General features: G+C 65.8%; 15 protein-coding genes. 6 read left to right on the top strand and 9 right to left on the bottom strand.

Annotated elements, in window-relative coordinates; genetic code table 11:
- The first annotated feature begins 194 nt into the window (after positions 1-194).
- The 3 genes from VML93_RS08880 to VML93_RS08890 all read left to right on the top strand — a co-directional run bounded on the left by VML93_RS08880 (position 195) and on the right by VML93_RS08890 (position 5,012).
- Positions 195-1,277, top strand: coding sequence for a PirG (locus tag VML93_RS08880; protein WP_325609741.1), 1,083 nt, complete (start codon positions 195-197; stop codon positions 1,275-1,277).
- Between the two features lie 164 nt (positions 1,278-1,441).
- The gene (locus VML93_RS08885; protein WP_325609743.1) at positions 1,442-3,079 is read left to right on the top strand and encodes an LGFP repeat-containing protein; all 1,638 of its coding nucleotides are present in this window, start codon (positions 1,442-1,444) and stop codon (positions 3,077-3,079) included.
- Between the two features lie 10 nt (positions 3,080-3,089).
- Positions 3,090-5,012, top strand: coding sequence for an alanine racemase (locus tag VML93_RS08890; protein ID WP_325609745.1), 1,923 nt, complete (start codon positions 3,090-3,092; stop codon positions 5,010-5,012).
- Positions 5,013-5,021: 9 nt separating this feature from the next.
- Here VML93_RS08890 and VML93_RS08895 read toward each other — a convergent pair whose 3' ends face one another.
- The 8 genes from VML93_RS08895 to VML93_RS08930 form a co-directional block, all read right to left on the bottom strand.
- Complete coding sequence (locus VML93_RS08895; RefSeq protein ID WP_325609747.1) at positions 5,022-5,531, bottom strand: hypothetical protein; 510 nt, start codon at positions 5,529-5,531, stop codon at positions 5,022-5,024.
- A gap of 168 nt (positions 5,532-5,699) precedes the next feature.
- Positions 5,700-6,167, bottom strand: coding sequence for a DUF350 domain-containing protein (locus VML93_RS08900; protein WP_325609749.1), 468 nt, complete (start codon positions 6,165-6,167; stop codon positions 5,700-5,702).
- Between the two features lie 22 nt (positions 6,168-6,189).
- Positions 6,190-7,356, bottom strand: a complete 1,167-nt coding sequence (locus VML93_RS08905; RefSeq protein WP_325609751.1) for a glutathionylspermidine synthase family protein — start codon at positions 7,354-7,356, stop codon at positions 6,190-6,192.
- Positions 7,353-8,084: a hypothetical protein gene (locus VML93_RS08910; protein ID WP_325609753.1), complete on the bottom strand. Its 732-nt coding sequence runs from the start codon at positions 8,082-8,084 to the stop codon at positions 7,353-7,355. Before VML93_RS08910 ends, VML93_RS08905 begins: the two co-directional genes overlap by 4 nt.
- A 130-nt stretch (positions 8,085-8,214) precedes the next feature.
- Entirely contained in the window at positions 8,215-9,033 is an 819-nt protein-coding gene (locus VML93_RS08915) for an HAD family hydrolase (RefSeq protein ID WP_325609798.1), read from the bottom strand.
- A complete protein-coding gene (locus VML93_RS08920) occupies positions 9,030-9,815 on the bottom strand; it encodes a lysophospholipid acyltransferase family protein (protein ID WP_325609755.1) in 786 nt (261 codons plus the stop codon). Before VML93_RS08920 ends, VML93_RS08915 begins: the two co-directional genes overlap by 4 nt.
- A gap of 3 nt (positions 9,816-9,818) precedes the next feature.
- Positions 9,819-10,583, bottom strand: a complete 765-nt coding sequence (locus VML93_RS08925; RefSeq protein ID WP_325609756.1) for a lysophospholipid acyltransferase family protein — start codon at positions 10,581-10,583, stop codon at positions 9,819-9,821.
- Positions 10,584-10,590: 7 nt separating this feature from the next.
- Complete coding sequence (locus VML93_RS08930; RefSeq protein ID WP_325609801.1) at positions 10,591-11,361, bottom strand: 1-acyl-sn-glycerol-3-phosphate acyltransferase; 771 nt, start codon at positions 11,359-11,361, stop codon at positions 10,591-10,593.
- Positions 11,362-11,439: 78 nt separating this feature from the next.
- On the opposite strand from VML93_RS08930, the gene VML93_RS08935 reads away from it, so the two are divergent.
- The 3 genes from VML93_RS08935 to VML93_RS08945 all read left to right on the top strand — a co-directional run bounded on the left by VML93_RS08935 (position 11,440) and on the right by VML93_RS08945 (position 14,124).
- Complete coding sequence (locus VML93_RS08935) at positions 11,440-12,183, top strand: phosphotransferase (protein ID WP_325609757.1); 744 nt, start codon at positions 11,440-11,442, stop codon at positions 12,181-12,183.
- A gap of 61 nt (positions 12,184-12,244) precedes the next feature.
- On the top strand, positions 12,245-13,795 hold the full coding sequence (locus tag VML93_RS08940) for an MBL fold metallo-hydrolase (RefSeq protein ID WP_325609759.1): 1,551 nt from the start codon (positions 12,245-12,247) through the stop codon (positions 13,793-13,795).
- Entirely contained in the window at positions 13,792-14,124 is a 333-nt protein-coding gene (locus VML93_RS08945; protein ID WP_325609761.1) for a hypothetical protein, read from the top strand. The genes VML93_RS08940 and VML93_RS08945 overlap by 4 nt, the downstream gene beginning before the upstream one ends.
- Here VML93_RS08945 and VML93_RS08950 read toward each other — a convergent pair.
- The gene (locus VML93_RS08950) at positions 14,084-15,541 is read right to left on the bottom strand and encodes a condensation domain-containing protein (RefSeq protein ID WP_325609762.1); all 1,458 of its coding nucleotides are present in this window, start codon (positions 15,539-15,541) and stop codon (positions 14,084-14,086) included. The genes VML93_RS08945 and VML93_RS08950 overlap by 41 nt on opposite strands.
- Between the last annotated feature and the right edge of the window lie 224 nt (positions 15,542-15,765).

Here is a 15,765-nt window from a genome sequence, read left to right on the forward strand (position 1 = left end):
GGATGGCCGTGACGCGGTCCGGAACCGATCGCTGCCAACAAGGTCGCGATTGCCTCACGATTCGATATCGCCACTCTAGTCACACCAACCTCACTCGTACCATCGAACGTGTGAGGTTCATGCCATGCGTGACGGGCAGAGACGGACCGCACAAAACATAGTCCCGATTAAGGGTCCAGATTGAGGAGACTTCCGTGCCGAACCGACGCCGACGCAAGCTTTCGACAGCATTGAGCGCGGCCGCCGCCCTGGCAGTCGCGAGTCCTTGCGCATATTTCCTTGTCTACGAAGCAACCCCGTCCGTCAAACCGACCGAACATCACGAGTTCAAACGGGCGGCGGCGATCACCGACCTGCCCAACGAGCTGATGAGCGCCCTGACTCAGGGGCTGTCGCAGTTCGGCATCAACCTGCCGGGGGTGCCCGGCCTGACCGGGACGACTCCCGGCACCGCAGGCCTGACCAGCCCAGGTCTGGGTGCGACACCGGGTCTGGGCAGCCCGGGTCTGGGTGCGACACCGGGTCTGGGCAGCCCGGGTCTGGGTGCGACACCGGGTCTGGGCAGCCCGGGTCTGGGCGCGACACCGGGGTCTCTGGCCGCGCCGGGTACCACATTGACGCCGACGACGGGGGCCGGGCTCAACCCGGCGCTGTCGAACCCCGGGCTGACCAGCCCGGCCGGCGTGACCCCAAGCTTGACCACCGCGCCCACCGGGGCGAATCCGGCCATCGGCTCGCCGATCGGCGCCCCGGGCGAAGTGCCGATCACCTCCCCGGGCGGATTGGACCCGGGCGCCGACGGCACCTACCCGATCCTGGGTGACCCGTCGCTGGCTGGTGGCGGCCTGGGTGGAGGTCTGCCGGGAGCCTCCCCAGCTGCGGCGGGCGCTCCGAGCGGTGGCGGCGGGCTGATCAACGACTTGATGCAAGCCGCCAACCAGTTGGGCGCCGGTCAGGCCATCGACCTGCTCAAGGGCCTGATAATGCCCGCGATCATGCAGGGCATTCAGGGCGGCGCACCCGGCGCCGGGGGTGCCGGCCTACCGACTGGAGGCATCCCGGCACCCTCCATACCCGCCGGTCTGGCGGGCGCCGGACTGCCCGGCGCCGGTGCGCTACCGGGGGCCGCCGCACTGCCAGGCGCCGCCGCACTACCGGGGGCCGCCGCACTACCGGGGGCCGCGGGCGCCGCAGCCTTGGCACCCGCCGCGGCCGCACCTGTTGCGGCAATGCCCGGCCTGGCCGCGGCGCCCGTCGAAGCGCTGCCCGGCGGCTAGGAGCCACGGGGACCTGTCACCTGACGGCACCGCAGAGCGGTATTGAAGCCGGGATCCAGCACCCCGCCCAGCTACCAAACCTCTGCGGTGCCGTCGAAGGGTTGTTGCCGGTACATACCGTGTCGACTCAGAAATAACAATAGACACACGCGTAACATCAGCTGGTGCCGTCCCGTAGCCGCGCGCCGACGATGCTGCTCACCGCTATCGCGGCGACCGCCGTCATCGTCACGTGCATCGTGGATCCGGCGCGGCAAAGCTCCCCCGCCCCGCCGCCGGCTCATGACACCCAACTCGCCGAACGGCCGCTGATCGGGCTCGGTGGCGGTGTCACGGTTCGCGAACTGACGCAGGACACGCCGTTCTCCTTGGTCGCGCTGACCGGCGACCTGACCGGCACCTCGACGCGGGTGCGCGCGAAGCGGAACGACGGTTCGTGGGGGCCCTGGTACCAGACCGAGTACGAAACCGAAGCGCCCGACCCACGACCCACCGAGGCGCCCGCTCAGGGGCCCCGCAGTACAGATCCGGTGTTCGTCGGGACCACCACGACTGTGCAGATCGCGATCACCCGCCCGGTCGATGCCGCGGTGACGCAGGGACCGACAGGACGATCGGCGCCCGATAGCGCCGGGTTGGGATACAAGCCCGCCACCAAGGAACAGCCCTTCGGCCAGAACATCTCGGCGGTACTCATTTCCCCGCCGCAGGCACCCGCCGGATCTCGGTGGACGCCGCCGACCGGGGTGATACTGCCGGGTCAGGCGCCCAGCATCATCAGCCGGGCCGAGTGGGGCGCCGACGAGTCGTTGCGCTGCGGTACTCCGCAGTACGGCAGAGGGATTCGCGCCGCGGTCGTCCACCACACCGCCGGCAGCAACGACTATTCACCGCAAGAGTCGGCCGGGATCGTCAAGGCCATCTACACCTACCACAGCAAGACACTGGGCTGGTGTGACATCGCGTACAACGCGCTGGTCGACAAATACGGCCAGGTGTTCGAGGGCATGGCCGGCGGGCTCACCAAACCCGTCGAGGGTTTCCATACCGGCGGCTTCAACCGGGACACCTGGGGCGTGGCCATGATCGGCAACTTCGACGACGTGCCGCCGACGCCGCTGCAGATCCGAGCCGTGGGCCGATTGCTCGGCTGGCGCCTGAGCATGGACAACATCGATCCCAAGGGGACGGTGGCGCTGGAGTCGACGGGTAGTCACTTCACCACCTTTCCAGCCGGGTCCCTGGCGAAGTTGCCCACCATCTTCACCCACCGCGACGTCGGCAACACCGACTGCCCGGGCAATGCCGCCTACGCGCTGATGGACGAGATCCGGGACATCGCATCGCATTTCAACGACCCGCCCGAGGAGTTGATCAAGGCCCTGCAGGGTGGCGCGATTTACGAGCACTGGCAGGCGATCGGCGGCATGAACAGCGTGCTGGGCGCGCCGACGTCGCCGGAGGCGAGCGGACTGGGCGCGACCCGCTACGCCACGTTCGCCAAGGGCGCGATGTACTGGTCGCCCGAGACCGGTGCCCAACCGGTCACCGGCGCGATCTACGACGCCTGGGCCTCGCTGAGCTTTGAACGCGGCCCCCTCGGCCTGCCGACCAGCGCGGAAATACAAGAGCCGCTGCAGATCACGCAGAACTTCGGGCACGGAACCTTGAACTTCGAGCGGCTGACCGGCAACGTCACCGAGGTCGTCGACGGGATCACCACGTCGCTGTCCACCCAGCAACCGAGCGGTCCGACCGTCCCACCCGAACACTTCTCGCTACCCGCGCACCCGGTCCCCTAGGCTGCGACGTGTGCCGGAGACGCCTTATCTGACCATCGATCTAGATCGGATCCGGGAGAATTTCCGGACGCTGCGGGGCGCTCTTCCCGAGGCGCGGATCCGTTACGCGGTCAAGGCCAATCCGGCCGAACCCATCCTGCGTCTGCTCGCGGCAGAGGGCGCGGCCTTTGACGTCGCGTCGGTCGGTGAGATCGATGCGTGCGCCGCGGCCGGTATCGACGGCCGGCTTCTGACGTTCGGCAACACCGTCAAGAAACCGTCAGAGATAGCCCACGCGCACTCGCGGGGAGTGCGGCGGTTCGCGTTCGACACCGAGCACGGCCTGGCCGGCATCGCCGAACATGCCCCCGGCTCGGGCGTGGAATGCCGTATCGCACCGGCTTTTCCGTCGTCGGTGACGCCGTTCGGCCACAAGTTCGGGTGTGCTCCCGCCGACGCCCCGGCTCTGCTCGACCAGGCCCGAGCGCTGGGTCTGCGACCGGAGGGGCTGTGCTTTCACGTCGGCTCGCAGCAGCTGGACCCGGCCGCGTGGGGGCTTGGAATTCGTTGTGCTGCATCGATCTTCGACGCTCAGGGCGACCTGACCACGATCAACATCGGCGGCGGATTCCCCCTTGCGTATGCGACCGGCGCGCCCGAGCTCGAACTGGTCGCCGATACCATCAGCTCCGCGCTGGCACGCCATTTCGGGACGAATCCACCACAACTCGTGATGGAACCGGGACGGGTGATCGTGGGTTCGGCGGGCGCCATCTGCTGCGAGGTGGTATCGGTGCGCGCCGGCACCGACGGGCAGCGCTGGGTGTACCTCGACGTCGGTCGCTACGGCGGCCTCGCGGAAACCGAGAACGAGTACATCCGGTACCGGTTACGGACCGGCCGCGACGACGATCTTGTCGAGGACGCTGTGGTCGCGGGGCCGACGTGCGACGGCGACGACGTGCTCTACCAGCGGTATCCGCTTCCGGTCACGCTGCGGCCCGGCGATCGCGTGACAGTCGAGGATGCCGGCGCCTACACCGCTAGCTATGCGTCAGTATCGTTCAATGGATTTCAACCGCTGCCAACCTATTTCGCGGGCCAAACGCAGGGCAGGGAGATCGTCGAACCGATGGCACCCGGACTCACCCGAAGCTGGCACCTCTCGGAGGTGCTGTGCGACATGCGAACCGAGTTCCAGCATCTGGTGATCGGCCGCACCGAACAGGGTGTCGCGTTGTTCGGTGACGGCGAGCGGCAGAGCACCGAGTTCAGCCAGCTCGTCTATCACGAGGCGCTGCTGGTGCCGGCGCTGCTGCTGGCCGAACGGATCCAGCGCGTGCTCGTCATCGGCTCCGGCGAGGGGGTGGTGAGCCAGTTGGCGGTCGCCGCCGGCGCGACACACGTCGATCACGTCGACATCGACCGCCGAGCCGTCCGGCTGTGCGCGCAGCATCTGCCCTACGGCTACTCGACCGACGAATTGCTCAGGGCGGAAAGCGGACTCGGCCCGATCAGCGTGCACTACAGCGACGGCTGGAGTTTCGTGGACCGCTGCACCGTGCCGTACGACATCGTGGTTGTCGACCTTCCCGACGAGCGCACCGGGCTCGCGCAGCACAACCGGTTATACGAAGCCGACTTTCTCGAAAAATGCCGCGACATCGGTGGTGTCGTCGTATTCCAGGCCGGCTGCCCGACGCTGTGGCGCAACGAGTCGCTGCAGTGGTCGTGGCAGCGGTTTCACGAAACCTTCTGCACGGTGGTCTATTTCGGCAGCGTCGAACACGAGTGGGCGTTCTTGTCGGGCTTGGCCGAATTCGAGGCCGACCCGGTCTCGGTCATGTCGGCCCGGTTGGCGACGCTGCCCTACCGGCCGCAGACCATCGACGCCGCCTCCCTGATCGCAGCCACGGTTCCACCCAAAGCGCTGCGGTCTCGTGCCGGCCGGTAATCCCTTCTGTCAGCCGGACTTGTGGGCCCACCACTGATAGAGGCTGGAAATGTCTGAACCCTCGACGACAGCGAGCCTCAGCTTGGCGTTGTCCGTCCAAATCACCGCGGGTTGGCCGTCGACGTTGGTCGCGCACTCGACCTGACCACCGGTCTGATTGGAGCTGCCCGGACTCCATGTGCCAGGGGAAGCCTTGCCGCCTGGGCAGGACGACGCCACCGTGTATCCGTTGTCGCCGGCGCTCTTGAATTGGGCTGCCAAGTCATCCACGCTCCCGTATCGCAAGAACACGGCCCTCGATGGTCCGCTGGGGTCGCTGCTTTTGTCGCAGGTCACCCGTTCGAGCGAGGAAGCGCTCTTGGTGTTCTCTTGGCAATTAGCCGAGGTGAAGCCGTCGGGCAGCATTCCCATCAATGTGTCCCCGGGATCGGCGACCCCATAGGCCGTGGATCCGAGAAGAGCGGCGCCGCTGCATGCGGTGATCGCGATCGCCCTGGCCGCGAAAGTGAAAGAAGACATTGTTGCCCGACCTCCGTGTTCGGCGTTACCGGAAATATCGCCGCGGTCCGGCGAAAGAGTCCGACCACCCGGCTAGCAAATGGTACGACCAGCAGGTTGAGCGATTGAGTGTTCTGCCGAAACTGTTCGCCTGGGGAAATCGGGATGTGCCTTATTGCCCGCAGCTCGCTAGAGAATCGCGACCGCGACCACAATGCCGAGCGCGAACTGCGCGGCCGCCACTATGAGCGAGTCATAGCCGAACTCGTCGGCCTCGAACAACGCGTCCATGTCAATGCCGATCACCAGGGTCGCGACCCTCATCATCACCACTTGCGCGATGATCCCGACGATCCCGAAAATCGCGGACCCGACCAGCCCTTCCAACAGCTTTCCCGAAGACGCGTAAATCGCCAGCACCACGATGAGCGCCATGCTGACCATCCCCGCGGCAGCGACGACGATCGCGTTCGGCTTCCCCTCGTCAACCATCTTGCGCAGGGGTCCCGGGGTGGTCAGGTCGATCGCGTAGAACCCGAGGATCATCAGCACCAGGCCGACGATCGAGTACAGGGCGATCGCACCGACCCCGCGGCCGAGCACATTCCAGTAACCCGCATCCCAATAGCCCGACAGCGCCACGGTGGTTGTCGTCATCGATGGTCTCCGTTCGTTGCGGTCATCTCAAAGGAATCCGGTGCGGGACAAAAGCTGCGCCATCGTCGGTCACCAGTCCGGCAGTCTCGCGGATGCCGAGTCCGGCCGACGAATCCCCCACGAGCCACGCCCCCAGCGCCGGCCGCATGTCGTCGAATTGCGGTAACGGGTCCAGCAATTGGTAGACGAAGCCCTCTTCGCCGTAGACCCCGCCGGTCGCGGTCTCCAGTCCGGCGCCAACGACGGTGATGTTCGCTCCCTCGCGGCCGAGCTTGGGTTTGCGAACGTATTCGGTCAGCTCGTGCGGGTCGTCGAGGTAGGCCGGCAGCAGGTTCGGATGCCCCGGGTACATCTCCCACAGCACTGCCAAGATCGCCTTGTTCGACAGCAGCGTCTTCCAGAGCGGTTCGATCCACGCCGTCGCCGGCAGGCTGGAAACCACATTCTTGCCGAACTCGTCGTCGAGCACCCACTCCCACGGGTAGAGCTTGAAGACCGCGTGGATCGAGTCCTCCTCCAGGTCGACGAACCGCGACAGCGCGGAATCCCACCCGAGGTCCTCGATCATCAATCCGACGGTCTGGAAACCCGCTTCGGCTGCGGTCTCCTGCATGTAGGTGGTTGTGATCTGATCCTCGCCGGTCGCCTCCACACCCGACCAGGTGAAGTGCAGCTCACCGCTGGGCAGCAAATCACCGACCACTTTCCAGCGATCGACCAACTGCTCGTGCAGCGAGTTCCACTGGTCGTCGTCGGGGAACTTGTCCTTGAGCCAATACCATTGCAGGATCGCGGCTTCCAGCAGCGTGGTCGGCGTATCCGCGTTGTACTCGAGCAGCACCGCCGGCCTGCGCCCGTCGTAGCGCAGATCGAAGCGACCGTATACATGTGGGTCGGAGCGGCGCCAGGATTCGCCGATGGCTTGCCAACTCCATTCCGGCAGACCGAAATCCGCGTATCGCTCCATCAAGACCACTTGCTCGACGGCGTTGAGGCACATCGAGTGCAGCAGTTCGACATCGGCTTCCAGCGCGAGGATCTCGTCCATGTCGAATTCGTAATAGACCGACTCGTCCCAGTACGGGCGGTCCCTTCCCCTCGCGTCGCGGGCCGGCGTCCCGTACACCAGTCCTTGCGATTCCACGATCGAGCGCCAGTTGGGACGCGGCTGGGTCTTGCAGCGCTTCACGAGCCGCCGCCCCTGCTCCCGCCGCCGAACTTGCCGCCGAGCCCACCACGCTGAATGGTGGTGCCCGACCCGGTCCTGATCGTCGCGCCCGGTGGTCGCACCGTCGATCCACCGATCGGCCGCGAACCGATGCCCCCCGAGCTGCCGTAGTAGTAGCGATACTGGTGTCCGCCGTAGTAAAAGAAGCCGTTGAGCCCCGAGGTATGACCGGTGCAGTAGCTGTCCGGGACGATCACCGGCGTCCCGTTCGGGTCGTCCCGGACGCATTGCGCGGTGACGGTGGGCGCCGACAACGCCCAATACCCGAGGCCCGCAACGACACCGACCACCCCGATGCCGGCCCCGGCGCCGATCAGCCGGCGGTTGCGCTTCCTGCGCTTTTCCTCCGCCGCGAGGCGCGCTTCCTCGATCTCCTGCTCTTTTTTGGCGAACTTCTCGCGGGCGCGCAATTCGGCGGGCGTCGGCGGACGCGGTCGCGTGGTTGCCGCGTCCTGAAATCCAACGCTGCCGCCAGAGGCAAACTTGCCGGGCTCGTCTGACTCCGAACCGAAAGTCGGCGGTACCGGTGTGACCAGCGGAGGTTGTTCGCCAAAGCTCGGGACCGGCGGCAGCGATACCGCAAAAGTGGTGTCGTCGTCCGAGCCAGACGCAGGCCTCGGGGCCCCGGGTCCCCTGCTCGAGCGGCGGTGTTTGGCACCGCCGGCCGGCGGGTCTTCTTCCGAATCCACTAGCCGTCCCCGGGTCCAGTCATCGCGACCCGCGCAACGCCGACGGACTTCACAACCGTGAAGACAGGACGAAAGGCAGGCACGACCGGCAGTCTTTCACATCGCCGCGCGGTGCGGATAGCAAAAACCGTTATGACCACCAGCGCTCGAGCACCCGCGCGACACCGTCTTCGTTGTTGCGGGCGGTGACCTCGTCGGCCGCGCTCAACGCGTCGGGGTGAGCGTTACCCATCGCCACGCCATGACCGGCCTGCAGCAGCATCGGCACGTCGTTGGGCATGTCACCGAACGCCAGCACCTCGCGGTCGGTTATCCCGAGCGGCCGGGCGACCTCGGCCACGCCGCTGGCCTTGCTGATCCCCAACGGCACGATCTCCACCAGCCCGTTGTTGGTCGAATAGGTGATGTCGCCCTCGATCCCCACGTGTTTGGCCAGCTCGGCGGCCATGTCCGCGCTGCGCGCACCGCTTTTGCGGATCAGCAACTTGATCGCCGGCGCGCTGAGCAGGTCTTCGTACGAGACCTCGGTGTTGTCCGGGTTCAGCCAGGCGTGCTCGTATCCCGGCGAGCTGACGAACTGCGGGGTCGCGGTGTCGTGTGCACGCTCGCCGATCCGCTCGACGGCCAGCCCGACACCGGGGATGGCCCGGGCCGCGATCTCGGCCAGCTCGGCCAGAGCGTCGACGGACAGGGTGCGCGCCGACACCACCCGGTCGGTCGTCGGATCGTAGATGACGGCGCCGTTGGCGCACACCGCCATCGGTGCGAAGCCCAGCGCCTCGACGACGGGGCGCACCCAGCGCGGCGGGCGGCCGGTCGCCAGGATGAAGTGCGCACCCCCGCCCACAGCGGCCTGCACCGCGGCGCGGGTCCGCGGACTGATGGTTTCGTCGTCGTCGAATAGGGTGCCGTCGACGTCGCACGCGATGAGCGCCGGCGGTGTCGTCAGCTTTGGCCGCCTTCGCCGCGGGGCGACCGCGTCACGCCGTCGTGTCCGCGCTTTTGCAACCGCTCGGTCAATTCGGCGATGCGGAATTGCTGGGACTCGTCCCGGGTTGGCGCACCGCCACCCAGCCGTCGCGGCACCCAGTACTCCCCTTCCGGATGCGGATATTCCTCCTGGACCCGGTACAGCATCGTGTTCATCACTTCGCGCAGTTGCGCGTTGAGCTCTTCGGGAGTACCCAGCGGCGGCAACGGTGTGCCAACCGCCACCGTGATCGGAATCTTGTTGCGGAACAAGTGCTTTGGATGGTCCTTCGGCCAAATGCGGTGCGCACCCCAGACAATCATGGGAATCAACGGCACCTGTGCGTCCAGCGCCATCCGGGCGGCGCCGGTCTTGAAGTCCCGCAGTTCGAAGCTGCGGCTGATGGTCGCCTCCGGGTGCAGACCGACGATTTCACCCTCGCGCAGCCGCTGCACCGCCACGGCCAGCGCCTCGGCCCCCACCGTGCGGTCCACCGGGATCAGCTGGGTGTGTTTGATGACGTAGTTGACCGCCTTCACCTCTTGCATTTCGGCCTTGATCATGAACCGAAGCCGGCGCCGACGTTGGTAGGCGGCGATCGACGCGGGAATCCAGTCGACGTAGCTAGTGTGATTGAGGGCGATCAAACCGCCGCCGCGCGCTGGAATGTTCTCCAGGCCTTGGTACGTGATCTTGGTTCCGTTCACCGTCATTACCGACGGGACGAGGAACTCCATCATCCGGAAGAACGGCTCTGCCATCTGTTAACTGCTCCTTCCACGCCTACTGCTGTGGTGTCCGCCGGCGGCCTTGGCCGCGAGCTCATCAGCATCCATCCGCGCCGCGTCCGCCACCGTCGGGGCGCCGCCACCAAGTCGTCGCGGCACCCAGTACTGCCCGGCCGGATGCGGGTACCGCTGCTGCACCTGGTACAGCAGCGTGGTCATCGACTCACGCAGTGCCGCATTGGTCGCCGCGATGTCCGCGCCAGCCCGTAACGGCGCGCCCACCCGCACGCTGACGGGAATCTTCTTGCGGCCCAGCTGTTTTGGATGGTCTTTAGTCCAGATTCGCTGCGCACCCCACACGATCAACGGGACGATCGGGACATCCGCCTGGGCGGCCATCCTGGCGGCCCCCGATTTGAACTCCTTGAGCTCGAAGCTGCGGCTGATCGTGGCCTCCGGATACACCCCGACCAGCTCGCCCTCGCGCAGCCGAAGCACCGCCACCGCATAGGCGCCGGCCCCCGAGCTACGGTCCACCGGGATGGTCTTGGTGCGCTTGATCAGGAAGTTGACCACCTTCACCTGCTGCATCTCGGCCTTGATCATGTACCGGATCCGTCGGTGCGCGCGGTTGATCGCCAGCCCGGCGGCCAGCCAGTCGACATAGCTGGTGTGGTTGATGGCGATCACGGCGCCGCCCCGCTCGGGAATGTTTTCCACACCGCTGTAGCTGATCCGGCTTCCGGTTGCCAGAACCAGCGAGCGGGCGAGGATCACCAGCGTGCGGTAAGTGGGCTCCACGCTCTCCTCACTGTTCCGATGCTCCAGCCCGCTGATCGCGGCGCGCGGCCCTCATCGCTGCTTCTTCGGCGTCCAACTGGGCCGCCTCGGCCATGGTCGGCGCCCCGCCGCCCAGCCGGTGCGGCACCCAGAACTCGCCGGCCGGATGGGGTCCGTACTGTTCTTGCGCCCGGTGCAGCAGATGCTGCATGCGCGAATGCAGAAGTCCGTTGAGTTCGGCGATGCCCAGTGTCGGTTCGATCGGTTCGCCGACCAGTACCGTGATCGGCACCTTCGGTCGGAACAGCTTCTTGGGGTGGTCTTTGGTCCAGACGCGCTGCGCACCCCAGACGATGTGCGGAATGATCGGCACGCCGGCCTCGACCGCCATCCTGGCGGCACCCGATTTGAACTCCTTGATCTCGAAGCTGCGGCTGATCGTCGCTTCGGGATAGACGCCGACCAGTTCACCGTCCTTCAAATTCCTGACCGCGGCTTCGTAGGAGGCGGCCCCGGATGACCGGTCCACCGGGATGTGCCGCAGGCTGCGCATGATCGGACCAGTGATCTTCTGGTCGAACACCTCCTGCTTGGCCATGAACCGAACCTTGCGGCCCAGGCCCTGCTCGTAGGTGGGCAAACCCGCGAGCATGAAGTCGAGGTAGCCGGTGTGGTTGATTGCGATGACGGCGCCGCCGCTGGTAGGTAGATTCTCCACGCCCGAAGTGGTGATCTTCAGACCCTGTATACGAAAGATCAAACGGACAATCTGAATGACAGTCCCATACACCGGTTCCACAGCCATTCAGCCTAATGCTCTGGGCCCGGCCCTGTCCTAAGTGGCCCGAAGTGGCCCGAAGTGGTGAAAGAGGCAACCTTGTCCGTCCCGTCATCCCCGCCCCCGGTGCCCGCCGTCGTCCACCGATTTGCTGCGGGGCGGACAGTGCGCGCTGTCTGGGCCAACGAACTCGGCGGCGTCACCTTCCGGGTGGGCTCGGGCACGGAGTTCATCGTCCGCACTGAATTCATCAAGGTCGCCCCGACGGCCAGTGCCTGCGACTTCGCCGACGAGGCGCGCCGACTGCGCTGGGCGGCTGCGTTCGTGACGGTGCCACCGGTGTTGGGTGTCGGGGTCGACGGGGACTGGGCGTGGCTGCGCACCGGCGGGCTGCCCGGGCTGTCCGCGGTACACCCCCGCTGGCTGGCGTCACCCGACGTGTCGGTGCGCGCGATCGGGACCGGGCTGCGCAGCCTGCACGACCGGTTGCCGGTGCGGTCATGCCCGTTCGACTGGTCGGCCAGTCGCCGGTTGCAGCCGCTGACGGCGGAAAGTCGGGCACGCCTGGGTGAGCCGCCGCCGATCGACCGACTGGTGGTTTGCCACGGCGACGCGTGCTCGCCCAACACGTTGATCGACGACGACGGACGCTGCTGCGGGCATGTCGACTTCGACCTTCTCGGGGTGGCCGACCGCTGGGCCGATCTCGCGGTGGCCACCTTGTCGTTGGACTGGAATTACCCCGGACGCTCGTCGGAGGAAGAGTTCTTCACCGCCTACGGGGTGGAGCCGGACCCGGCGCGCCTGGACTACTACCGGCGGCTGTGGCAGGCCGAGGATTAAGCCTCAGGCTAAGCTCGATGCAACCCCGAACCAGTCCAGAAACGTCCTCTGAAAGGTATTTGTGCAGGTCACAAGCGTCGGCCACGCCGGCTTTCTGATCCAGACCCGCGCGGGCAGCATCCTGTGCGACCCGTGGGTAAACCCGGCCTACTTCGCGTCCTGGTTCCCGTTCCCGGACAACAGCACGCTGGATTGGGATGCCCTGGGCGACTGCGACTACCTGTACGTCTCGCACCTTCATAGGGACCACTTCGACGCCAAGCACCTGGCCGCGCACGTCAACAAGGACGCGGTGGTGCTGCTGCCCGACTTCCCGGTACCTGACCTGCGAAATGAGCTGCAGAAGTTAGGGTTTCACCGATTCTTCGAGACCACCGACTCGGTCACGCACCGGCTCGGCGGGCCCAAGGGTGAGCTGGACATCATGGTGATCGCGCTGCGCGCGCCGGCCGACGGCCCGATCGGTGACTCGGCACTGGTGGTTTCCGACGGCGACACAACGGTTTTCAACATGAACGACGCCCGGCCGGTCGACCTGGACGTGCTCGCGGCGGATTTCGGCGACGTCGACGTCCATTTGCTGCAGTACTCCGGAGCGATCTGGTACCCGATGGTCTACGACATGCCGGAGCGTGCCAAGGTGGCTTTCGCCACCCAGAAACGGCAACGCCAGATGGACCGCGCCCGCCTGTACATCGCCCAGGTGGGTGCCACCTGGGTGGTGCCGTCGGCGGGACCGCCGTGCTTTTTGGACCCGGAGTTGCGTCAGCTGAACGACGATCGCGGTGACCCGGCCAATATCTTCCCCGACCAGATGGTGTTCCTGGACCAGATGCGCGCCCACGGGCACGACCGGGGCCTGCTGATGATGCCCGGCTCGACCGCGGACTTCACTGGCACGACATTGAATTCGCTGCGCCATCCACTGCCCACCGAACAGGTCGAGGCCATCTTCACCACCGGCAAGTCGGCGTACATCGCCGACTACGCCGAACGGATGGCGCCCGTCCTGGCGGCCGAGCGGGCGAGCTGGGCCCCCGCCACCGGGGAGTCGCTGCTGGAGCCGCTGCGCGCGCTGTTCGAGCCGATCATGCTGCAAAGCAACGAGATCTGCGACGGCATCGGCTACCCCGTCGAGCTGGTGATCGGGCCCGAGACGGTGATTCTCGACTTCCCGAAACGGACGGTGCGCGAACGGATTCCCGACGAGAAGGTCCGCTACGGCTTTGAGATTGCGCCGGAGCTGGTCCGCACCGTGCTGCGTGACCAGGAACCGGACTGGGTGAACACCATCTTCTTGTCCACCCGCTTCCGGGCCTGGCGGGTGGGCGGCTACAACGAATACCTCTACACGTTCTTCAAGTGCCTGACCGACGAGCGGATCGCCTACGCCGACGGCTGGTTCGCCGAGACGCACGATGACTCCGCATCGATCACCCTGGACGGCTGGGAGATTCAGCGCCGCTGCCCGCACCTCAAAGCTGATCTGTCGAAATTCGGTGTGGTGGAAGGCAACACGCTGACCTGCAACCTGCACGGATGGCAGTGGCGGCTGGATGACGGCCGCTGCCTGACCTCACGCGGTCATCAGCTGCGGAGCGCGCGCGCATGACCGGAATCTACGACGACGGCCTCGTCCAACTGGATCGAGAAGCGATCACGTTGCGCCGCTACCACTTTCCCGACGGCACGTCGAAGGTGATCGCGCTGGACAGAATCCGCGGGTACCAGACAGAGTCGCTGGGCCTGTTCATGCAGCGGTTTCGCATCTGGGGTACGTCAGACCTGCGTCGCTGGCTGCCGTTAGACGTGCACCGGCCGTTCAAGTCGACGTTGATCACATTGGAAATACCCGGGCACCGGTTCAGTCCCTCCTTCACGCCGGCGCGCCCGGAGGAATTCACCGCACTCCTGGACGAGCTCCTACGTCAGCGCGATTAGAAGCGCACCTGACCGAGTGCGCGAAGACGCGGTTGCGCCTGCCGTCGGCGACGTGGGCATACACCGATTTCATCGCTGCGAGGTACTGCATGACGGATTCGCCGGCGATCGGATTGTCCGGGAACATGACCGTCACCGTGGTCTCGTGCTGGAATCGGTTGACCCACATCGAGACTTGATGCGAAACCCGGCCTTCGTCGTAGATCCTGAAGTTCAAGTCGGAGTTCGCGACGGTGGAAAGCGGCGCGATGCTCGCATCCAGGAACGACATCACAAAATTCCCGGGCCGCGGCCTGCCGAGCTTCATCTCAGGCTGCGCCAACTCCAGTACCCGATCGAACGGTACGGTCGCCAGCTCTACCCCCGAGTCGAAGGAAAGCTGTGCGGCACGCGCAGCGTCTTCGAAAAACGTTGCGCCGGCGGGGACACTGATCGGAACCAGTCCGGTGAACCATCCGGTCGTCATGAGTTCCGTTGGCGTCCTGCGGGTATCGGTGGTGGTCACCACGGAAAAGGCTTCAAGACCGTTTAATTCGCGCTGGGTGAGGGCGGCGCAGCCGAGTACTCCACCGCTGAAACGAGCACCCGCCGCCACGCACGCGGACTCGAATCGCTCGCTCTGGTTCTCGTCCAAAAGCTTTGCCGTCACCAGCTTTCCGGACCACGGCACCGACAGATCACCAAGGGGCAACGGGAAGTAGGGCAGAGTTCCGCCGTTTTCGGCGGCGAACTCGAGCCACCCGCGCACCTTGGGCGAGTCGACCGTCAACGCCGACGTCTCCTTGCGCTGCCGCGCACAGTAGTCGATATACCGGCCCGCCTCGGGCAATTCGACCGGACCGTCGCCGGCCACCAGGGCCCCGTACATCATGTGGATCTCCATGAACAAGACCCCGACGATCATCGGGTCGACACAAAGATGCGCGATGCTCGCGTAGAAGGTGAAGTGGTCGCGGCTCTGAATGATCCCGAACAGGAAGCAATCCCACTGCAGCGGATGTGGTGTCGCAATGTGGTCGCGCAGTTCTTCCGGCGTCATGTCCGTGTGCTCAACCGGGACCAACTCAATGTCCTGCGGGTCGGCGAACGTGTGTCGCACGATGTGGTCGCCGTTTCCGTACTCGAACCAGCTGTGGTACGTGTCGTGCCGGCGAAGGTGCGCGTTGATGGCATAGCTCATGGCGCGGATGTCGCACCGACCCGGTAAATCCCAGGTGAAAATCATCAACCGGGAGAGATCGAGACCACGCGACTGGTGCTCGCCGAAACGCCGAAGATGTTGGGTCTGCTGGTAGCTGGGTGGGACTGCACTGACTGGCGCTTGCTGGGCTTTTGCATCCGCAGCGGGTGACGCGTGCCAACAGACGACTTTGCCGGAGTCCGGCACCCAGTCGTGAAGTGTTGTTATGCCGAACACGTATCCTCCTGTACCTCCACGCCAGTGGACTCCAAAGGACAGTTCGACGTCAGTCACCCCGCCGCAGCCCGAAGTTTCTGGCGACCCCATGCGCGTCCGCGCTGACGACAGGAGCCCCCTAGCGCCCACACCCCGAGAACCATCAGGTAGTCCGTGTGACATTACCCCCCAACCGTCCAGATGGGGCGCTAATGGCGAAACAAGTCAGCTTGTATAACTAGCTG

The organism is Mycobacterium sp., assembly GCF_035499775.1.
Lineage (GTDB): Bacteria > Actinomycetota > Actinomycetes > Mycobacteriales > Mycobacteriaceae > Mycobacterium.